Here is a 22422-nt window from a genome sequence, read left to right as displayed (position 1 = left end):
CGCGTTCAAAAAGGAATCTTTCTGACGCGTTCATGGTTTGAAGACAAGGCGGATACACCACGCCCTCAGGACATAGCTGTACCCGCCCTCATAGATAAGTTATTTATGGTAACTTAGTAGAAACATCCGAACCCTATTATCGGACTTATATGAAGGCAGTCTAATTATATTTTTCTAAATTCTACCCTTTGTATAAGCTAAAATCAACTAGTTATCCGATTGATTAAATATTCCCAACTTTCTTTCATCTGAGTTATATCTACTTTAGAAGCATTATCTGAATAAATTGTTTGTTCATAGCACTTTGTTAACTTGGACATATGACTCGTCTCAAAATACGCATCCATTTCTTTTGCGAAAGTCTGCAACGTTTGTCCATTTTTCCGCTTGAAACCTTTCAATTCAAGCAGCTTCAACAATTGCAAGAAAGCTGATTCAAAAGTTGATTCATCAAAGCCTCTCCTTCTATATAAAGCGCCGTAAACTTTCGGCATCCACTTCCTGCGTACTCCATAAAGAACAAACAGACTAACGACGATTGCCAAAAGCAAAATAACAAGGATAAACTTATTTTGTTCAAAGAAATGGGATATATTCTTGGAGAATGAATTCCCTTGAGCGGCTGTTTGTTGTGTTTCAGGTTGCTCTTCCACCACTTCATCCGGTTCGGTTTCCTCTTCGATCACCAAGACATCCTCTTGGTAAGCATCGGTTTGCAAATCATAATCAATCGAACGCGAACTGTTGAATCCTATCGTCGGTTCAAAGTTGATCCAGCCAACACTCGGAATATAAGCCTCGACCCAGGAATGCGCATCATTATTTGTGATTTGATAGGTACTCGTCGACCCATCGTTGTCAATTACGTCACCACCAGCAAAACCTTTTACCCATCTCGCCGGGATTCCAGCCGATCGCAATAACACAACCATCGAAGTTGAGAAATTGTCGCAGTAGCCAACCTTCGTTTCAAATAAAAATTGATCTACATAATCTTGCCCTTCCGAAGGAGTGGCCACATTATCCGTATCATATCGAAATCCATTCTGTTTAAAATACATTTCGATTGCACGTGCCTTGTCATATGGCGTTTCTCTACCCCCAACAATGTCTGCCGCTAAATCTCTCACTCTTTCGGGCAATGTTTTTGGCAGTTGTAAATACCGCTCGGCAATCTTCGGATCGATCTCTTCGGTTGGATTTTTCAATGAGCTATATAAATAAACAGGCTTACTGTAATTAACCGAATACTCTTGCAAAGTAGTCGGGGCTTGGAATGTATAGGGCATAATTTTCTCGGTATCCATTGCCATTACAAACTCAAAATTTGAGTTCTCGGAGTATGATGCGTCAACAGATTTCAACCCATAGGGCTGGATGATAAAATCATACGGGTACATCACTTGGATTGAGGCGCTCTTCGTATCTTCTTCCGGCCCTCTAGGCAACGAATACTGTATCGTTTCCCCAGGACCAAATGATTTCAGCTCACCTTGGGAATAACCCGAATCTTCCCAGCCTTTCGACGTGTAAACATCCTTTGTCTCCACACGCCAATATTGCTTTGTAGATGCCTCTGCTAAAAATACAACGGTATCATCAGCAATGAAAGATCCCCCTAGTTCACTATCATTTTCACCATACCCTACCTTTTTGACACCTCCCTTATTCACTTCGCCCCCGCCTTGACCCGCGGCGGATTTAATAAACGGAACAGGATCTGGCCATTGGGGAGGTGATTTAGGCAGGAAATACGCTATACTACTTACAGCAACCACCAACACAACAACCGGGACAGCCAGTTTTAAATATTTCACTATATCCAACTTAATATTGGCCTGGTTGAATAAACGTTTAATAAGCAAAAAGACGGTCATCACTAAACCAAGCACCATAATCCTCACGATTGCAAAAGAGCCCTCATATTCCGTAAACGTATCGAGTGTTCCGACAAAAAATACAGTCAACAAGAGAAAATAGAAAACATTCATCCGCACCACAATCCAGTGATGAATCAAATAAATTAACATCCAGATTAAAATAAAGAACAAAAATGTCCGGAACGAATCGGTAATATTCATCCAATCCGCTCGCATAAGCGCAGATAAATTCGTTTGAAGATCATTAAATAAAAAATCGATTCCTTCAGCAGACAGCACGAATACCCCGCCGTAAACGAAGACGATAAACCATACTATATAAGCAATCTTTACAAACGAAGAAACAATGAAGTTTAAGCGAAATAAACTAATAACAAGGGATAAGGCTATGAATAATAAAATCAGTTCCATATAGCCCGTTTTTGTTAGATCCATAACCGGTACAAGCCACTCACGCAAAATAAAGAACACAACAATATAGTAAATCGACAATTCTATTAAACTAAATGAGTTGTTTTTCACGGTTTCATCACCTCCGTGAACGCATTTTCAAATTGATCGACCGGAATATAAATTACCTTTACATTTGATATAATTTGGCGTCTCTCCACCTTTTCACTCTTTTCAGAGATGACAAAACATACAATCCCCCGCGCAAATTTTGAACTATTTGCAAAGAAATCTCTCAATTCTTTAGAAAGCTCACCAGTCACAAGAAGCAGGGTCGCAGAACTTATAAATTCCATTTCTTTAGCAAGAATTGAATCGATTGTTTGTTTTGAATTCGGTTCGACGACAGCCAAGTGCTGCATCACTTTTTCCAGGCCACTCCGGGATTTAAGCTTCGGAAAGGTTTTCCTTTTTTCGCCTGTCGATAAAAAAGAAATGTCACCATGATTTTCGATGACACTTTGCAGGATGGAAGCTGTTAAATCAACAACGTATTCGAAGTTCTTAGCCGTGGATTGGTCGATTGCAAGGATGATTTCTTGAGTCTGTCGATCTTCAAATTCCTTCGTCCGCAAAGTCTCATTTTTTGCGAACGACTTCCAATGAATCCAAGAATACTTATCCCCCGATTGATAATCTCTGACTCCAGTTACCATCGAAGTATCCTTCATGATCGAAAACTGAGAGACTGCCCCACCATGCTCAAATTGCATTTGCATAGGTTTATATTTGATCGCAGTTCGTTTGGGCCAGATAACGATTGATCTATTTTCCACTATCCTCTTCGTACGGACTGTCCATCCAAAAAAATCCGTAAAGGTACATTGAATACCTTGAAATTGCATTTTTCCTCGCTTTAAGTTGTCCAATTCATAAGACCATTCGAACTTACGCTTCCAACCAACGAAATAAATTTGGTTGAAATTCCCCTGAGACTTCATTGAATGACCATCACTCCCCACTTCTTCTACAATCATAAATATTAGTGGGATCCAGGTCTTATTGCGAAAGGTAACTGATACTTTTACAGAATCGCCACGTTGAAGTGTAGAGGGAGTGATGACCCTTTGGATTTCATCTATTTTGATGGGAGCAAATGATAAGAGTACGGAATAAAGCAAAAACGGCGTTATGCAATAGAATACAAACCAGCTGACAAATCCACCTTGAAACATTGCATAACAAAATGTAATCACTGCAAGGGAGAGGATGATGATAAACTGGCCACCTCCACGCAGATACGCTTTCAGCTTTTTCATTGTTCCGCATACCTTTTAATCGGAATAACCGATTTATTGATGATTCGATTGACTATTTCTTCCGTCGTTACCCCTTCATATCTCGCCTCAGGTTTCAAAATAATGCGATGCCCAAATACAAAAGGCGCTAAATATTGTACATCATCCGGTTTCACATAATCGCGGTCCTGCATTTTGGCATATGCTTGAGCCGCTTTCATCAATGCGATAGATGCACGTGGGCTCACACCCAAATATACTTCACTTACAGTTCGCGTCGCCCTCGCCAGTTGCACGATATAACTTTTAACCGAATCTTCAAGATAGACATTTCTCACTTCTCTTTGAAGTTCGAGAAGTTCATCGATTGAAATGACTGGCGTTAAATGAACGATCGGTTCATCATTTGCCGCACGGCGCAAAACCTCCACCTCTTCTTGCGCAGTAGGATAACCCATTTTTATTTTCAGTAAAAAACGATCTAATTGCGCTTCCGGCAACGGATATGTACCTTCGTATTCAATCGGGTTTTGTGTTGCCATAACGAAAAACGGCCGGGCAATTTGCAATGTTTCCCCATCAATTGTGACCGAGGCCTCTTCCATACTTTCAAGAAGAGCAGACTGTGTTTTAGGAGATGTACGATTGATTTCATCTGCCAGGATGATATTTCCTACAATCGGTCCTGGGCGAAATTCAAACTGGAGAATCTTCGGATTGTATATCGAAACACCGATTACATCCGAGGGGAGTAAATCAGGCGTAAATTGGATACGTTTAAATTCTGCGCTAACAGACTTCGCCAACGCTTTTACCATCATGGTTTTTCCAACCCCTGGCACATCCTCCAACAGAACATGTCCGCCCGATAATAGAGCCACAACACTCAATTCAGCTACTTCCCTTTTCCCAATCATTACTTTTTCTATATTTTCAATTATCGCTTCCACTTGTTTATGCATAATCACCATTCCTCCAACGTCTCCAACAATAGTCAGAATTTACACACATTATACATAAAGCATAAACCAAAAACAGGATTGAAGCCAATTAATCGCATCGGTAAATTTACCTAAAAATTTACAACAATATGAATCCCTCCTTCCAATAAAGAAAAAAAAAATGCCCCAACAATTAGTTGAGGCATTAAAAGTTTAAATTGATGATCGGTAAGCTCGAATGCAAGATATTTTCCTTCTTGCCCTTTCAATCTTCTCGGAATGTTTTAACAGATAATTTTGCAATGAAGAAATTGACAATGCATCATAATGCATGCCAGGAACAGCTTCGGCGTTCGAATCCGTTCCAGGCTTACGCGGTGTATGGCTTTTCTCTTGTTGCTTTTTTCTTTTTCGGTTTCCTTGCCCACCAACAAACTGACTGAGTTCACTTTCTTGCATAACCCGAAAAATTTGCTCATTTGAATGCAAATATTGCCTTGAATTACGAAAAATACTATTTGTTGTTTCTACAACTCGAGATGTCCGCACTCGCACTTACCTCCATTTCTCCATCATTCAGTGAAATCAGCATGAATTATACAATAATTAAATCCACATGGCGCGGAATAGGTGTGCTCTATGAACATATTTATATCAAGTTTCCCATTACTTCCAAAAGTCGTCAAAAATTGTGATTGGTAAGTGACGTTTATGTTGCGTTTTTAGATAATGCCCTTCTATAACGTTTTTGGCAGCTTCCGGCACTTCTTTGCCTTCCAGATAATCATCGACCACATCATACGTAACGCCAAGCGCCGTTTCATCCGGTAATGCCGGGCGATCCTCTTCCAAGTCTGCTGTAGGGATTTTCAAATATAAATGCTCCGGACATCCTAAGTGAGACAAAATTTGTCTACCTTGCCGCTTGTTCAAACGGTATATGGGCACTAAATCTACTCCACCATCACCATATTTTGTGTAAAACCCTGTCAAAGCTTCTGCTGCATGGTCGGTTCCCACCACTACCCCATTATTCATGGCTGCTATAGAATATTGAACTTTCATTCGCTCGCGAGCTTTTTCATTTCCTTTTGCAAAATCGCTCAAGCGAATTCCTGCTTCTTCCAAAGAAGTAACACTTGCATCAACTGCCCCTTTGATATTTACTTCCAATACTTTTGTCGGTTGAATAAAATCAAGAGCGTCTTGACAGTCCGCCTCATCCGCTTGGATACCATAAGGTAAACGAACCGCAATATGCGAGTACTTCTGCTCCCCGTTTTCCTCATTGAGCTCATCGACAGCAATTTGGATCAATTTTCCAACCAACGTGGAGTCTTGACCTCCACTAATACCAATGACGAAACTATTCAAAAAAGCATGTCTTCTCGCGTATTCCTTTAAAAAGTCAACAGATTTCCGAATCTCTTCTTCCACGTCAATCTCAGGCAGCACTTTCAAATCTTCTATAATTTGTTTTTGCAAATCTTGCATTGAGAAGTCACTCCTTTACTGATTTTCGATATCATGGACCATATTGCGAACTTCTTCAATATTCCGCATTTTGTTATCCCAACACTTTTTACTTAAGTCGACCGGATACTCTTCAGGATTCAAAGAGCGTTTATACTCATCCCACAGTAATTCTAAGTTATCTGCGGCATACTGCTTCATTTCCTGAACGGAAGGACTCTTGTAAACCACTTTTCCTCCGTCCACTACTTGGGTATGCAGTTGTCTTGCTTCAAAATTCGTTACAAATTTAGAGATAAATGTATGAACGGGATGGAACATTTTAATACGCTCCTCATCCTGAGGGTTCTCGTCAGCCATTACTATATAATCGCCTTCCGCTTTACCATTTTCCCTGTTCACTATGCGATAAACTTCCTTTAGCCCCGGGGTGGACACTTTCTCTGCATTGGCTGTTATTTTAATTGTGTCTTTCATCTCACCTGATTCGTTTTCAATCGAGACCAACTTATAGACCGCACCCAATGCCGGTTGATCGTAAGCAGTAATTAGTTTTGTACCGATACCGAAAGAATCCACCTTTGCACCTTGCGCTTTTAAATTTAAGATTGTGTATTCATCCAGATCATTCGATACGATAATTTTGGCGTTTTGAAAGCCTGCTTCGTCCAGCATTCGCCGTGCTTCTTTGGATAGAAACGCAATATCCCCACTGTCCAACCGAATACCAACAAAGTTAATTTTATCTCCTAATTCCTTTGCTACACGAATGGCATTCGGAACACCTGACTTTAATGTATTATAGGTATCTACCAAGAATACGCAATCTTTATGTCGTTTTGCGTATGCGTGAAATGCTTCATACTCATTCCGGTAAGCTTGCACCATGGAATGGGCATGCGTACCTGAAACAGGGATATCAAAAAGTTTGCCCGCTCGAACATTCGAAGTGGAATCAAAGCCGCCAATAATCGCAGCTCTCGAACCCCAAATCGCCGCATCCATTTCCTGCGCTCTGCGGGAACCGAATTCCGCCGCGCTTTCGTTTTTAATGATTTGTTTGATGCGACTTGCCTTCGTCGCTATCAAAGTCTGATAATTTACAATGTTTAACAGGGCCGTTTCAACCAACTGTGCTTCAACAAGAGGTGCTTCAATACGTAGAAGAGGTTCATTTGCAAATACAATTTCCCCTTCTTTCATTGAATAAACAGAACCGGTAAAAGTTAATTTCCTTAAATACTCGATAAAATCTTCTTTGTAGTTTAATTCTTCCGATAAAAATGCAATATCGCTTTCCGAAAAGTGGAATTTTTCCAGATACTGCAAAATTCTTTCCAACCCTGCAAATACTGCATATCCGTTTCCAAAAGGTAGCTTTCTAAAATATAACTCAAAAACAGCTTTTCGATTATGGACGCCATCCGCCCAATAGCTCTCTGCCATATTGATTTGATATAAATCCGTGTGTAAAGTTAAGCTATCGTCAGCATAATTTGATTTCATATAATGCCCCTTCTTCCAGTTTCATAATTAGTCACATTATACACTATTTAACAGTAAAGTAGAAAAACAAGACTTGCTCAAAAAATTAAGTCTATCTACTTTTCCCAACAATTATTCAGATTCGACAGTCTCCATCAAAGCCCCTTCCCCTTCTCCAATCATGAAGCATTACACCCCAAGACAACTTTTTCCAAGATGGATCATCTCGGCAAATCAAAGTTGCAATCCTTCAAAATCCAATGCTTCTTTTGCAAAAATTATCGTACTTATGTGACTAAATATAATTTAATGTCACTTTTCCTAACAAACAAACCGGTATTTCTATTGATTTCCCTTCAATCCTATATTATTATGTAACTTATAATAACATAAAGACAATTGTATTAGGAATGGTACCGTAATTCCCCCTCCTAAACTTTTGCCTTTCGGGAAGTCTTTAATTTTCCCGATGCCGATAACGAGACTTGCCCCCTTTGCAAGCTAGTTATCAATCATTTTCAGCTAACTCGTGCCCCCAAATCATACGAGTTAGCTTTTTTATTTCTATAAATCTTATTTTGTCCGACTGAAAGCTGGCGTTATAATATAGCTATGCTTAAAACCAAATAGGAGAAAAAACATGAAACACACCTACACTTCAGCCATTAGATTCGAGAATATCTCTCTTGAAATGGGTAAATCCCCCATTTTGGCTAATATTAGCGGTTCCTTCTACAAAGGAAAAATCACCACTCTTGTCGGACCATCCGGCGCCGGGAAGTCCACTTTATTAAAAATGTGCAACGCACTGATCACTCCCACGTCCGGTGAAATATTCATCGAATCCACCCCTATTGATTCGGTCCATCCAACAGTTCTACGAAAAAACATCGGAATCGTACTACAAAACGCACCATTCATTCATGGGACGGTTTATGAAAATATCGCTCTTCCATCCACACTGCAAGGGAAAGAGTTTACCGAAAAAGAAGCGGTTTTATTTTTAGAAGTTGTAGGTCTTGACCATACTTTTTTATATCGTCAAGCCGAAGATTTATCAGGTGGGCAAAAGCAAAAGATTTCGATCGCTCGTTCTCTAGTTAACAAACCAAAAATACTTCTTTTGGACGAAATAACATCCGCACTCGATCCCGCCTCCGTAAGCGAGATAGAGCAACTTATTTCAAGAATCAATAAAGAATCCGGAGTAACAATTATTTGGATTACACATAATATCGAACAGGCAAAGAGATTGGGCGATTTTACTTGGATCATGATGGAAGGGAAATTGTTAGAAAGTGGTCATAGCAGTATTTTAAGTACTTCCGTAAAAGAACAAGTTCAACTTTTTACTAAAGGAGTACACAACAAATGACTTATACGACACTCTCTCTGACATTACTTTTCGTCTTGATTCCACTCGTCCTTTCGAAAACACTCAAGCTAGGTCTGCAAAAGGATACTGCCATTGCCACGATACGTTCCATCATTCAATTACTGGCAGTCGGCTATCTATTAAAATTTGTTTTCGATGCCCAAAGCTTTATTTATATCGTTCTGATGATTTCATTAATGATTTTGACCGCTACGTTAAATGCTCGAAAAAAAGGGAAAGCTATTAAAGGAATCACATGGAAACTTGCGCTCACCCTTATAATTGTTGAGTCTGTTACACAAGGAATTCTTCTAGGGTTCAAAATTGTACCGGCTACCGCTCAATACATCATTCCAATAAGTGGCATGCTAATCGGAAATTCGATGGTGTTATCGATTCTTTTTCTGAACCGTTTTACTGCAGAAATTGAATCGAGCCGCGACCAGATTGAGCTTATCCTGTCATTGGGCGGAACTCCAAAACAAGCGGTCCAACGCCAGCTATTAAACGCGATTCGAGCGAGCATGATCCCAACGATAGAAAGTCAAAAAACGATCGGATTAGTACAGCTACCCGGAATGATGAGTGGGCAGATTATCGGCGGTGCAGACCCGGTGCAAGCCGTAAAATTCCAACTACTGATCATTTTTGCCCTGCTGACAACAGCAGCTTTGTCGAGTGTTTTAGTTGGTTTTTTAAGCTACCCAACATTATTCAATGAACGCATGCAATTAATAAAACATTCCGCAACATAATTTAGAAAATTTGTACTTTTCCCAATTTAATATTATTATTTTTTTGTGTGATATAATAATTGCAAAAATAGAAATGAGGTACCAATAATGCCAGTATTACGTGATTTCTTCATCGCTTTATCTGAGAACCAATTCTTAAATAGCGCTGCACAAAAATATGGTTTGAAAATGGGAGCACAAAGTGTAGTAGCAGGCACTAACATTCCGGAAGTAATCCAGAGCATGAAAGAATTAAACGCTCAAGGTATTTCTTGTACTGTAGATAACTTGGGTGAATTCGTTTATGAAAAGTCCGAAGCTACAAAAGCAAAAGAACGCATCCTTGAAGTCATTGAAGCTATTCATGAAAACGATGTGGATGCTCATATCTCACTTAAGCCATCTCAACTTGGCTTAGATATCGACTACGATTTTTGTTACGATAACTTAATGGAAATCGTAGGGAAAGCGCATGAATACAAAATTCATGTCAACTTCGATATGGAAAACTACGATCGTCTACAGCCATCATTTGATTTGCTGGATACAATTTCACAAGTGTACGATAATGTCGGTACTGTAATTCAAGCTTATTTCTTCAATGCCCAGGAGAATATTGAGAAGTATAAAAACTACCGTTTGCGTATAGTTAAGGGAGCTTACAAAGAACCGGCAGAAGTGGCATATCAAGATAAAAATGATATTGATTTAAACTTCATTGAATTAATTGAATATCATTTACTGCATGGTAAATTTACATCCATCGCAACACACGATCATAATGTTATAAACCATGTTAAGCAATTTGTGAAAGATCATAATATCCCTAACGATAAATTTGAATTCCAAATGCTTTACGGCTTCCGAAAAGAAATGCAATTGGAATTAGCTAAAGAAGGCTATAATTTCTGTACGTATGTGCCATTTGGCAATGACTGGTACGGCTACTTTATGCGTCGCTTAGCTGAGCGCCCTCAAAACCTGAACCTTGTGACTAAACAAGTTTTCACTAAGAAAACAAATACGGTTCTGGGAGTAGCTGCCGCTGCATTTGTATTAGGCCGCCTGACAAAAAAATCAAGATAAAATTTCGTTTATGTTAAACACTCCGCATTTGAAGAGGCACTATCTCTCCACCCTAAGCGGACACAAAAAGAGGCTGCTCCGGCAGCCTCTTTTCTAATGGTATTTTCGGTTCTATTTCCTATCTAGCGATATAGAGAGGTAATACCTTATGTTTATTTGTTCCAACCCTTTTCTTTGAATCTTGAGATGGCTTCAATTCGGTTACCTACCCCAAGTTTATCCAAAATTGTCGATATATAATTCCGAACAGTACCGGCAGATAAAAAGAGCTCCTCCGCGATTTCTTTCGTTGTTTTCCCTTCGGCCACCAACTCGAGGACTTGGCTTTCCCGTTCTGTCAGCGGATTCTCACTATCATCCTCATAAACAAAATCTACAAGCTCCGGCGCATACATTCGGCGCCCATCCATGATGACTCGAATCGAATTCACCAATTCTTCAATAGGGCTATCTTTTAATAAATAACCTCGCACACCTGCTTTTCTGGCCCTTTCAAAATAGCCCGGTCTTGCAAATGTCGTCAAAATAATAATCTTGCAATCTGTATTGCTCTGCAAACTCTCCGCTGCATCCAATCCCGTTTTTACCGGCATTTCGATATCCATAATACAAATATCCGGCTTCAGTTCATTCACTAACCCGATTGCTTCTTCACCATTTTTTGCAATCCCGACTACTTCCATATCATCTTCCATATTAAGTAGTGATTTCATCGCACCAAGAAGCATTCCCTGGTCTTCAGCTATAACAATTCGAATCATATCACTCACTTCCCTTCTGATGTGTAATGGCAAGTGGAACAGTGATTGAAAGCTTGGTGCCATTTTTGCTCTCAATTTGGACCGAGCCGTTAATAAATTCCAAACGTTCTCTCATTCCCTTTAATCCGTTTCCTGCGATGTTCAGTTTTTCATTAAATCCATTCCCATTATCGTAAACTGTCAAGAGCACCTCATCGTTATCTTTTTCTATTATTACGGTACACTTTTTCGCATTACTATGCTTCACTACATTTGTAATCGCTTCTTTCAAGCTCATACTTAACACACTCTCCACTAAAACCGGAAGCTGTAAGCCCTCGCTAATTCCTTCTATTTCATAGTCAATTTCAGCCGCTTCCAAAATTTGCTTCACCCTCGCTAATTCCTCTTGAAGCTTGACAGCACGCATATCGGACACTAGTTCCCGAACTTCTTTCAATGCGATACTTGCTGTCTGACGAATCTCTCTTATTTCTTGCATGGCTGCTTCCGGATTCTTCGTTACAAGCCTGCTAGCTAAATCACTTTTCAGGCCAATCATTGAGAGCTTTTGTCCTAATGTATCATGCAAATCTCTCGCAATTCTTTGCCGTTCTTCATGAATAATCAATTCAGCAATCCGTTCATTAGCCGTTTCAAGCTGTCCCTGCAGCTTTTCCCTTCTATTTTTGCTGTATAATGTGAATGGCAATAATACTACCCCGACAACCGTAATGATGATATACGGTGTTTGCGATAGAAATAAATCCAAGTCAATAAAATAGCCCGCAACGATAGAAAGAATCGTAAATCCGATATGTAAACCATACATGATAAAGAAACCTACAGTATTTCTGAAATTTCCAATGAAGAATGCGGTAAATAATGATAAGTAGACATATCCAAACATTAGTGTCATCGCTATATTTAATACCATTTCAAAGCTAATCCACATGTACAACAAAGCACTTTTTGAATTAAATGAAAAATAATGCGATAGCAAGAAAAGTAATATTAATACAATACCTATCGAAATTTCCAATATTGATAAAGACCGGATAATAAAATAGAATGGCATTATACAAAAAATAATCCAAACATAAATACTGATCCACGGATTTTTTGGTAATATCGTATACCAGCTTTGCATGTCATTCCTCACACTTCTTTTATTTTTCTACTCAATCATAGATGGATTAGAATTAATCCGTCCCAGAGTGTAGACAAAGTCGATCATCGACTTTGTCTACACGTTTTTTTAGGCTATTCCCTTTAAAGAAAGATTACCCAGACTGTCTTGAAAACGCTGGGCAGGCGAGTGAAGATCCGAATAGAACAATATGTTCATGAGAGGACGAACGAGACAACCAACGCAGGATGGAAGCGTTTGTCAACAGTCTGTCATGGATTAGAATTATTCCGTCTTATTATAACAAAATCACGGTGCACCAAAAAGGCAACACCGTGATTTATACGCAAGACACCCCAATGCATTTCTTCCAAAAATCTCTTAAGCCTGAATAGATTTGCCGTTTTTGATGCGCAAAGACCGTTCAATTTCTTTAAAAGAAACAAATTTTTTATTCTCTGCGTCATAAAGCTTATAACGAATAGATTCCACACTTGTTTTTAAAGTAATCGTCGTTGCATTTTGCAGAGGAGGAATCGATTCATGTGCAGCTTCCAAGTTATAATTCGGTACGCGTGGAGCCAAATGATGGACGTGATGGAAACCGATGTTCCCCGTAACCCACTGCAAGACTTTCGGCAACTTATAATAAGAACTTCCCTCCACTGCCGCTTTCACATAATCCCAGTCTGTTTCGTATTCAAAATACGAATCTTCATACGTATGTTGGATGTAGAATAACCAAATACCTAATGCACCCGATAAAAATATTGTAATACCATGCACGAGCAGGAACGTTTGCCATCCTGTCAGCAATATTAGTGAGACACAGATAGTCAGTAATGCTATATTTGTAAAATACGTATTCATTCGTTCTTTTCTTTTAGCATCTTTGCGGTTTAATCGGTTCGCCACCAGCACCAAGTATAATGGCCCTAATCCAAACATCACGATTGGGTTGCGGTACAAACGATATCCCAATCGACCAAGTTTAGACTTTTGCAAATACTCTTCAACCGTTAACATATCAATATCGCCAATTCCTCTTTTATCGAGGTTCGAACTAGAAGCATGGTGAATCATGTGCTCCCGTTTCCATTTTTCGTACGGGAATGATGTTAGTATACCTGTAATATTCCCGATTATCGCATTCGCTGTTTTATTTTTAAAAAATGATCCATGTGTACAATCATGGAAGATTATAAATGTCCGCACTACAAAACCTGAAGCAAGAATACTGCATATTACAGTAAACCAAGGAGAAAATTGTAGTAAATAGTAGCCTGCACCCCAAATGGCTAGAAGTGGAATAATCGTGTTTATTATTTGTAATACACTAACTTTTAACTGTGATTTTGCAAATGGTGCTACGTCTTTACGTAACTGCTTTGTTTTTTCAGCATCAGTCATAGCCAATTTCCATACCCTCTTTCTTCGTCTTGTTACTAATTACATTGTAAAAAAAAAATTTCTTGGCTAGTAGGAGCAAACATCATGATTATTTCATTACAAATGTCATATGACTAGGTACTTGATTGGGGTAATGTTATTATTAGCAGATTTCAAAATCTTTATAGGGATAAATAACTTTTACTCCATTTGATAACTTTCTCTTTTGTTATATCCGGTTCCCATTCTGTCTAAACAAAAAAAGTGGAGAAAAAACACATCAAGTTTTTCCTCCACTTTCCATTTATAAACTATAATCAAACATTAAAATAACGTGCATCAGGGTGCGCAAAAACAATTGCCGAGACACTCGCTTCCGGTTCCATCATAAAGCCTTCCGTTAGTTGAACACCGATTTGTTCAGGTTTAAGCAGTTTAAATAACTTTTCTTGATCTTCCAAGTTAGGGCAAGCCGGGTATCCAAAGGAAAATCGTTGTCCTTGGTATTTCGCAGCAAAACGTTCCCTCATCGTGAAATCAGTCGGATCCGGGAAGCCCCACACATCCCGGATTTCTTGGTGAAGTCTCTCCGCAAATCCTTCTGCAAGCTCCAAGGCTGTTGCTAATAGGCTATGACTTTCTAAAAACTTCCCATCATTTTTTAATTGATCGGCAACACTTTTGACCCCATGACCTGCCGTAACGACCATCAAGGCAACATAGTCCATCTCGCCACTTTCCACCGTTTTCAGGAAATCGGCCAAACAAAGATATGGCGCCTCTTTCTGCCTCGGGAAATGGAATCTTTCAATCTCGCGTTTTTGATCTTCCGGGCTATAAATTACCACATCATCCCCATCGGCCTGGGCAGGGAAAAATTGATACATCCCCGAAGGTGTCAATAAATCAGATTTCAGGTAATCATTTACTAATTCATGCAGCTCTGTAGCTCTTTTATCCTTTTCAGCCAGAAGCTTTTCCACATTTCCTTTTAGCCCTAGATGATGGCCAATGAGTGTTCTCATATTCACATAAGGATGCAAGTGAGAAACCGAATAATTCCGTTTAATATGTTGCATTAAATCTTTCGGAATACGCACTTGCGCATCATTCACTGTTTTGACTTGCTTTTCCACCGCAGCTTTTTGTGGTCTTGCCGCACGTTTTTCATCAGCCAAAAGTCTTTTTTCCTGCGAATCGCGCAGCTCTTGGATAAGTAAGCTACGTTCGGTTGGATTCATTAAACGATTTGCATGATCGAGTCCTTGCATCGCATCCTTGGAGTAGATAACAGGGCCATCGTATTGAGCGGCAATCTTTGTTTCTGTAAAACGTTTCGATAATGCAGCTCCACCGACTAGAATCGGTACATCAATACCTACTTCTTTGAAGTCCTGTGCTGTTATCACCATTTGCTGCGCAGACTTAACGAGCAAGCCAGATAATCCAATAAAATCAGGCTGTTCTTTTCGGATCGCTTCAATTAGCTCAGCAGGTGTTACTTTGATCCCCAGATCTACTACTTTGAATCCATTATTACTTAAAATGATGTCCACAAGGTTTTTCCCGATATCGTGAACATCGCCTTTAACGGTGGCCAAAACAACTTTGCCTTTCCCTGAACTCTCTTCATTCTTTTCCATGTATTGTTCGAGGTGGGCAACAGCCGCTTTCATGACGCCGGCACTTTGCAACACTTCGGCTACGATTAATTGATTATCGTTAAACAAACGACCTACTTCGGCCATGCCTTTCATCAACGGTCCGTTGATAATATCCAGAGGTGTTTCAAAAATGTTCCTAGCTTCCTCTAAGTCAGGTATTAACCCTTCTTTAGTTCCTTCAATAATGTAATATGCAAGTCTTTCTTCTACCGTATCCGGAATATTTGCGACAGATTTTTCTTTTTTCTTATCCCGATAGAAGTCTGTAAACATGGCCAATGTTTCATCATTCGTATTAAATATTAAATCATTCGCTAATTTAATTTCCTCATCAGGAATGGATGCAAATCGTTCCAATTTTTCTGTATTGACGATGGCATAGTCTAATCCAGCTTGTGTGCAATGATATAAGTACACCGCATTCAAAACTTCCCGCCCCACCGGCGGCAACCCGAAGGAAACATTGCTCACACCCAGTACGGTCAATACATTTGGGTATTTTTCTTTAATCAGGCGAATCCCTTCTATCGTTTCTTCGGCTGCCCCAATGTATTGTTCATCACCCGTGCCTACAGGGAAAACAAGGGGATCGAAAATAATATCTTCCGGAGCCAGCCCCCACTTCTCTGTCAATAATTGATAGGACCTAATTGCTACCTCAAGCTTCCTGTTGCGGTCTACAGCCATTCCTTTTTCATCTATTGTCCCAACCACAACCGATGCCCCGTATTTTTTGACTATCGGCATCACTGCATCAAATCGCTCTTCTCCATCCTCCAAGTTAATGGAATTAATAATGGCTTTTCCTTGAGAATATTTCAGTGCTTCTTCGATTACTTTTTCGTCTGTTGAATCGATGACAAGAGGTACTTTTACCTTCTTTACTACCTCTTGCATAAAATTTCTCATATCATCCAATTCATCGCGATCTGGATTTGCCAAGCAAATATCAATGACATGCGCCCCATTTTTCACCTGTGCCCTTGCAATCTCCGCCGCTTCTTCAAATTTTCCATCGATAATAAGCTGCTTGAATTTACGTGAACCAATGACATTCGTCCTTTCACCGATAAATAACGGACGCATGGAATCATCGTACAGTAAAGGTTCAATTCCAGATACGACATGCCCATGTGTAGCGGATGGAATCGGTCTCGGTTTATAGCCTTCTACCGCTTCACGTATCGCTTTTATATGGGCCGGTGTTGTACCGCAGCAACCCCCAACAATGTTTAACCAACCTTTTTCCGCAAAGCCCCTCAATTTAATCGATAAAGAATCCGGCGTTTCATGGTAATGCCCTTCTTCATCGGGTAAACCAGCATTCGGATAACAACTTATGTAACTTGTTGATAATTCGGATAACGATCGAATATGGTCAGTCATAAATTCGGGTCCCGTCGCACAGTTTAAACCAATCGATAACGGTTTTATATGCTCGATCGATATATAGAACGCATCAATCGTTTGACCTGCAAGAGTCGTTCCCATCGGCTCGATTGTAGCCGAAAGCATGATCGGGATTTGCTTCCCTGTTTCTTGGAATGCACGGTTTATAGCCAGGGACGCGGCTTTTACATTCAGCATATCCTGGCTTGTTTCAAGTAACAGGAGATGCGCGCCTGCCTCGATTAGTGCTTTTGCCTGCACAAAGAAGTTCTCGGAAAGTTCATCGAACGATATTCCACCTGTCACAGATAAGGTTTTTGTCGTTGGTCCAATCGCCCCCGCAACAAAGCGCGGCCAATTTTCCGTTGAGTAATCTTGTACGGCTGATAACGCCAGTTCAACAGCACGCTTGTTGATTTCTTCCGCTTTTGAACCGATTCCATATTCGTTCAATACTAGAGGCGTCGCCCCGAATGTATTGGTGCAAATAATATCCGCCCCGGCTTCCAAATAAGCCCGATGAATCTTCGACAGAATATCTGGACGCGTTAAAACTAAGTGCTCATTACACCCATCCAATTCTTCCCCACCGAAATCATCAGCCGATAGATTTTCCTCCTGCAGCATCGTTCCCATTGCACCATCGATAATCAATATTCGTTCTTGTAGTTGTTCTTCTACCGGATGGTTATACATTCGCCTTTACCCCTTTGTTTTGCTCATCAAGTTGATTGATATATTGCATTAGTTTTATTGTCATCTCGTATCTAATAAATGGCGTGATTAAATAAATACCGTTAAAGTATTTTGCAGCAGTGTTGAGCAGCTCTTTTGCAATGGCAATTCCCTCAGCCGTCTCTTTCTCTGAATCACCACCGCAAGATTCCATTCTATTCAACACTTCTTCGGAAAGTTTTATGCCAGGTACTTCATGATGTAAAAATTCTGCACTGCGGAAACTAGTTAAGGGCATAATTCCTATATAAATTGGTGCTGAAAGATGCTTCGTTGCTTCATGGATTTCTATAATTTTTTCGCTCGTATAAACCGGTTGAGAAATAAAATAGTCTGCACCATGCTCAATTTTCTTTTCCAGTCTCGCCACTGCCCGTTCAAGTACCCGGACATTCGGATTAAATGCCGCAGCAATAGAGAAGTTTGATTTTTTGCGCAACGGTTTCCCCGAGAAAGAAATTCCGTCATTTAATTGTTTAATCAACGAAATCAACTCCAGGGAAGAGACATCATAAACACTTGTTGCTCCAGGAAAATCACCTACTTTTGTCGGGTCTCCGGTCACCGTTAAAATATCATGCAAGCCAAGTGCGTTTAATCCCATTAAGTGCGATTGCAATCCGATCAAATTTCGATCTCGGCATGTAATATGGGGCATTGTTCGGATACCATGCTGCAGCTTCAAAATTGAACCCATCGCAATATTGCTAACTCGCGGGGATGCCAATGAATTGTCAGCCATCATAATAATGTCCGCACCTTCACTGTACAAAGTTTTTGCACCTTCCACGAATGCCTCAATCTCTAAATGTCTTGGTGTATCCAATTCCACAATGACAGAACGTTCACGCTTTACCTTTTCGTGAAGAGGCTCCAAAATAGTAGGATCCGCCTCCTGGATGAAGATTTCCTTTTGTACTTTCGCTTTCTTAACTGAGATCGGTTGCATATACTGTAGCCGTTTTTTCGCAGCTTCGATATGCTTTGGCGTTGTTCCGCAACACCCACCAATTAGCCGTGCCCCTTGGTTTCGAAGCTGTACAGCCGCTCTTGCAAAGTAATCAATTTCTGATTCGTAAATGACACGGCCTTCTTCGATATCTAGTAAAGACGCGTTTGGGTATGCAGATAAAAACGCATTTTCCGGCAATTCAACGCCCTCGAATGCTTGAATCGTATGATGGGGGCCTAATCGACAATTGACCCCGACGATATCAGCCCCCAGTTTTTCAAGCTGCTTAAGAGCATCATTTAAACTCATGCCATTGATTAAAATTCCCGGATCATGCATCGATACTTGGGCGACGATGGGTAATGAGGTTTCTTCGCGAAGCATTTTAACTGTTTCAGTTAACTCTTCAAAATCATAATAGGTTTCAAGTAAAAGCCCATCCACTTTTCCATCAATTATAACTTTTGCTTGCTCTTTAATAGCCGTCAGAATCTCATCAAGTGTCACGTCACTTTTACGGACACCACGCACTGCCCCGATCGACCCCAAAACAAACTGGTTTCCTGTCCCCACCGCTTTTTTTGCGAGGGAAACAGCTACCTCGTTAATTTCCGTTACTCTATCCTGCAGACCATAGCGTGCGAGTTTAATAGCATTTGCCCCGTATGTATTTGTTTGAATGACGTCCGCTCCCGCAGTGATATATTCGAGATGTATTTTTTCAATCAAGTCAGGTTTAATAATATTCATTTCTTCATGGCAATTATCAAGGCCATACGCATACAATAATGTTCCCATTGCTCCATCGGCTGTCAATACTTGTGTTTTTAACGCTTCAAGAAATCCCATCTATCCCATCTCCCTAATTATATTTTCGTAATTTTCAGTAAGTTAAGTGTACGAAACATAGTCTTTATAAGTCCCAGATTAAAAGATCCGCTCAACAAGCATAAATCCTTTTACATTGTTAAAAATAAAAAGCCTTCTTTTTTTGAAAAGAAGGCTTCTGTAATCTTTATGATATCCTTCTCATCTTTCGGCTTACGCCAGCTGGATTTAGCACCTTACATTCCGTTGGTTGCTGAAGCTTCATCGGGCCAGTCCCTCTGCTTCTCTTGATAAGAGTTTTATTTAGTTTTTAGTACGTCAAAGTGTATCATATCTGTAAACATAAGTTTCGTCAATATGTTTTCTGACTTTTTAGACACTTATTTATTTTCCATTGAGGCAAGACTTCTTAAGACTTTATCCGCTGTATTTTTTCCATTTTCTATACAAGCCCCGATTCCTACCCCAAAATAGGAGCTGCCTGCAATATATAAATTAGGGTATTTCGAATGTAAATCATCTAGTAAAGTGTCCAATGCTTCCTTATGTGCTAAGTCATATTTTGGCATCATATTTATCCATTTGGCTACATGAACAACAATGGGCTTTTCCTCAATATCAAGACTTAGTTTCACATCTTCCAATGCAACTTTTGCCAACTCTTCATCGGTCATCGCCGCCAACTCTTCATATCGGGGATTCGAATTTTTATAAAATAGTCTTACTAGCAAATTGCCGTTAGACGAAGTATGCTTCCATTTCCGGCTCGTCCATGTTGATGCATTGCAAACCAGATCACTATTATGCGATACAATAAAACCAGTTCCATCTGCGGGCAAAACAGAATCGGGAAGGTCGAAGCCCAGATATATCGTTAAAGCTGATGCATTTGAGAACTTGCTTAAGTTTGAATCCATGTCCCCATCCTTTAATACTTTTTGAACAACGTTATTAGGGACTGCCAGTACAACAACATCTGCGTGAACCATCTTTCCATCTGAAAAGCACACTTCGTAAAGATCACCTTTCCTCTTCACACTTGTTGTTTCGGTATTTTTGTAAAATTCAATATCCGGTAGAAGCTCCTCAAGACGATTTATCAGGGCAGAAAGTCCATTTCGAAATGAAATAAATTTTTTATTGGCTGCCTTATCAAATTGCTCCTTATTTGCTTCAAATCCTTTCATGATGCTGCCATAATCATTTTTATAATCCACCAGGTAAGGGAGGGTGGATGCCAAAGATAACTGGTATAAGTCGCCTGAGTATACCCCTGCAAGGACTGGGGCGATTTGCTTTTGAACAATCTCTTTCCCTAAAAAGTACTCCAAGAAGTCGCCTATCGAGCTATTCTTTGTAAACCGATCATTGGGGATTTGCGCATCTTCCAATACACGCTGTTTACCTTCTTCGGAAATCAGAGTGCTTGCCTGCAATGATTCCACGTTCATTGGGATGCCAAATGTAGATCCCGCTGGAATCGCATGCAATTGATTATTCGTATGGATATAAGAAATACCCGTTTCGTTATAAACTAATTCCTGTTCGAAGTCGAGTTCTCTTACCAATTCCAGAACATTTGGATGACGTGCAACTATGGAATCGGCCCCTGTTTCCATAATAAAGCCCGATGCATTGACTGTGTGCATTTTACCGCCGAGGTACCCGTTTTTTTCTGCTAATATGTATCTAACGGGCTCATCGCCCGGTGCTTGACGTTTCAAATAATGCAGGGTGCATAATCCTGTTATTCCCCCACCTACGACAACTACTGTTTTCATAAAGACACTCCTAACCGTTCATTCTATCTGCCTCTCTAGTATAAACTTTTTTCTGTAAAAGTACCTGTCAGTTCTATTACAAAATTCGTACAACAATGATGCATTGCTTCGTAACAGAAAGCTAAATAATACTCCTTCCATTCATTGGGGTTTTTTAAATTGCACATAGACCATAAAAAAGGCTCTTTTTCTAATAGAAAGAAAAGGAGCCTTGTATCACTATTTGTAGGACGCTTGATGAGGAAACAGTTCTATTCCTCCATTGGTTGCATTTGGTGCATTGCTACATTACGCCATTTTGCTGCTTCTTTTCGATTTTTCGGAACGTCGATACCAAGCTCATAAATACTGGCAATGTTCAATTTTGATTGGTAATCGCCAAGCAGCGCCGCCCTTTTGTAATAATGGAGCGCCTTCTTCCCGTTACGGGGGATACCCAATCCATTCTCATATAAAAAGCCCAGATTATAAATAGAGTCGATATGATGCCTTTGTGCTGCTTTTTCAAACCACTGTAAAGCATGCCCGATATTCCTTTCTTGTCCAAGCAGCCCATCCAGAAAAATTGTCCCCACTCGATATTGTGCATCCTCGTACCCACCGTTTGCGGATTGCAAGTAATAGCGGAAGGCACTTTCTTCATCAGGTTCCATGCCGATTCCTTGCTCACACATGATGCCCAGGGTAAACATCGCTTCCACTACATTTTGAGAGGCGGCAATCTTGAACCAATAAAGGGCTGTCTTTGCATCAAAGGTCACTCCCTCACCATTCAAGTACATGTCTGCCAAGTTATTGGCACTATCAGCATGACCGTTTTCTGCCGCCTTTTTATAGTAAAGAAGTGCTTGTTCATAGTTTTCATCTATCCCGAGCCCTTCAAAATAACAATTACCCAATTCGAACATGGCAGCATTATTTCCTCGATGTACAGCTTCCTTCAACCAATGCACAGAATCATTATAATTTTCCATCGCCCTATATAAGTAGGCAATTTCAAGCATGGCTCGATCATTGCCATCTAAAGCAAGGTTAAACAGATTTAATGCTTCATCCATTTCTTCGGCATTAAAAGTTTCAGTATGGTCATTCAGTAATTTCTTAAATAACTCACGGTCGTAAAGCATGGCCTCTTCACCTTTTACAATGTTTT

The 22422-nt window shown here is 40.0% G+C and carries 16 protein-coding genes and 2 riboswitches; of the genes, 3 read left to right on the top strand and 13 right to left on the bottom strand.

Annotated features, from left to right (window positions below; all coding sequences use genetic code 11):
* Window positions 1-71: 71 nt before the first annotated feature.
* A riboswitch (purine riboswitch) is annotated at window positions 72-173 on the bottom strand.
* Window positions 174-203: 30 nt separating this feature from the next.
* From CD33_RS03535 to CD33_RS03510, 6 genes are all read right to left on the bottom strand, one after another.
* Window positions 204-2402, bottom strand: coding sequence for a transglutaminase-like domain-containing protein (locus tag CD33_RS03535; RefSeq protein WP_036198323.1), 2199 nt, complete (start codon window positions 2400-2402; stop codon window positions 204-206).
* Window positions 2399-3589 carry a DUF58 domain-containing protein gene (locus CD33_RS03530; protein WP_036198322.1) on the bottom strand — a complete coding sequence of 397 codons (1191 nt, stop codon included), beginning with the start codon at window positions 3587-3589 and terminating at the stop codon, window positions 2399-2401. The genes CD33_RS03535 and CD33_RS03530 overlap by 4 nt, the downstream gene beginning before the upstream one ends.
* Window positions 3586-4530 carry an AAA family ATPase gene (locus CD33_RS03525; RefSeq protein WP_036198321.1) on the bottom strand — a complete coding sequence of 315 codons (945 nt, stop codon included), beginning with the start codon at window positions 4528-4530 and terminating at the stop codon, window positions 3586-3588. The genes CD33_RS03530 and CD33_RS03525 overlap by 4 nt, the downstream gene beginning before the upstream one ends.
* Window positions 4531-4722: 192 nt before the next feature.
* A complete protein-coding gene (locus tag CD33_RS03520; RefSeq protein ID WP_036198320.1) occupies window positions 4723-5058 on the bottom strand; it encodes a hypothetical protein in 336 nt (111 codons plus the stop codon).
* A 117-nt stretch (window positions 5059-5175) separates the two neighbouring features.
* Entirely contained in the window at window positions 5176-6003 is an 828-nt protein-coding gene (gene nadE / locus CD33_RS03515; protein WP_036198319.1) for an NAD(+) synthase, read from the bottom strand.
* A gap of 15 nt (window positions 6004-6018) precedes the next feature.
* The gene (locus CD33_RS03510; RefSeq protein ID WP_036198318.1) at window positions 6019-7488 is read right to left on the bottom strand and encodes a nicotinate phosphoribosyltransferase; all 1470 of its coding nucleotides are present in this window, start codon (window positions 7486-7488) and stop codon (window positions 6019-6021) included.
* A gap of 619 nt (window positions 7489-8107) precedes the next feature.
* Between CD33_RS03510 and CD33_RS03505 the strand changes: the two genes are divergently transcribed.
* The 3 genes from CD33_RS03505 (at window position 8108) to CD33_RS03495 (ending at window position 10662) form a co-directional block, all read left to right on the top strand.
* A complete protein-coding gene (locus CD33_RS03505) occupies window positions 8108-8842 on the top strand; it encodes an ABC transporter ATP-binding protein (protein ID WP_036198316.1) in 735 nt (244 codons plus the stop codon).
* Window positions 8839-9597, top strand: a complete 759-nt coding sequence (locus CD33_RS03500) for an ABC transporter permease (protein WP_036198313.1) — start codon at window positions 8839-8841, stop codon at window positions 9595-9597. The genes CD33_RS03505 and CD33_RS03500 overlap by 4 nt, the downstream gene beginning before the upstream one ends.
* 87 nt (window positions 9598-9684) lie before the next feature.
* Entirely contained in the window at window positions 9685-10662 is a 978-nt protein-coding gene (locus tag CD33_RS03495; protein WP_036198308.1) for a proline dehydrogenase family protein, read from the top strand.
* A gap of 152 nt (window positions 10663-10814) precedes the next feature.
* Here the strand turns inward: CD33_RS03495 and CD33_RS03490 are convergent, their stop codons facing one another.
* From CD33_RS03490 to CD33_RS03460, 7 genes are all read right to left on the bottom strand, one after another.
* Window positions 10815-11423 (bottom strand): response regulator transcription factor, encoded by a 609-nt coding sequence (locus CD33_RS03490; protein WP_036198307.1) that lies wholly within the window; start codon window positions 11421-11423, stop codon window positions 10815-10817.
* Between the two features lies 1 nt (window position 11424).
* Window positions 11425-12552: a sensor histidine kinase gene (locus CD33_RS03485; RefSeq protein WP_176400130.1), complete on the bottom strand. Its 1128-nt coding sequence runs from the start codon at window positions 12550-12552 to the stop codon at window positions 11425-11427.
* A gap of 360 nt (window positions 12553-12912) precedes the next feature.
* Window positions 12913-13941, bottom strand: coding sequence for a Delta(5) desaturase DesA (gene desA, locus CD33_RS03480; protein ID WP_036198342.1), 1029 nt, complete (start codon window positions 13939-13941; stop codon window positions 12913-12915).
* Between the two features lie 296 nt (window positions 13942-14237).
* On the bottom strand, window positions 14238-17669 hold the full coding sequence (metH, locus tag CD33_RS03475; protein ID WP_036198306.1) for a methionine synthase: 3432 nt from the start codon (window positions 17667-17669) through the stop codon (window positions 14238-14240).
* Window positions 17662-19509 carry a bifunctional homocysteine S-methyltransferase/methylenetetrahydrofolate reductase gene (locus tag CD33_RS03470; RefSeq protein WP_036198304.1) on the bottom strand — a complete coding sequence of 616 codons (1848 nt, stop codon included), beginning with the start codon at window positions 19507-19509 and terminating at the stop codon, window positions 17662-17664. Before CD33_RS03470 ends, metH begins: the two co-directional genes overlap by 8 nt.
* Window positions 19510-19686: 177 nt before the next feature.
* Window positions 19687-19785, bottom strand: a riboswitch (SAM riboswitch).
* 83 nt (window positions 19786-19868) lie between these two features.
* Complete coding sequence (gene hemG, locus CD33_RS03465; protein WP_036198296.1) at window positions 19869-21269, bottom strand: protoporphyrinogen oxidase; 1401 nt, start codon at window positions 21267-21269, stop codon at window positions 19869-19871.
* Between the two features lie 251 nt (window positions 21270-21520).
* Complete coding sequence (locus tag CD33_RS03460; RefSeq protein ID WP_052129963.1) at window positions 21521-22396, bottom strand: tetratricopeptide repeat protein; 876 nt, start codon at window positions 22394-22396, stop codon at window positions 21521-21523.
* Window positions 22397-22422: the final 26 nt, after the last annotated feature.

The sequence above is a fragment of the Ureibacillus sinduriensis BLB-1 = JCM 15800 genome (genome assembly GCF_000772955.1).
GTDB classification, from domain to species: Bacteria; Bacillota; Bacilli; order Bacillales_A; family Planococcaceae; genus Ureibacillus; species Ureibacillus sinduriensis.
Note: the sequence above shows the minus strand (reverse complement) of the source record. Positions and strands in the feature narration are given on the sequence as shown.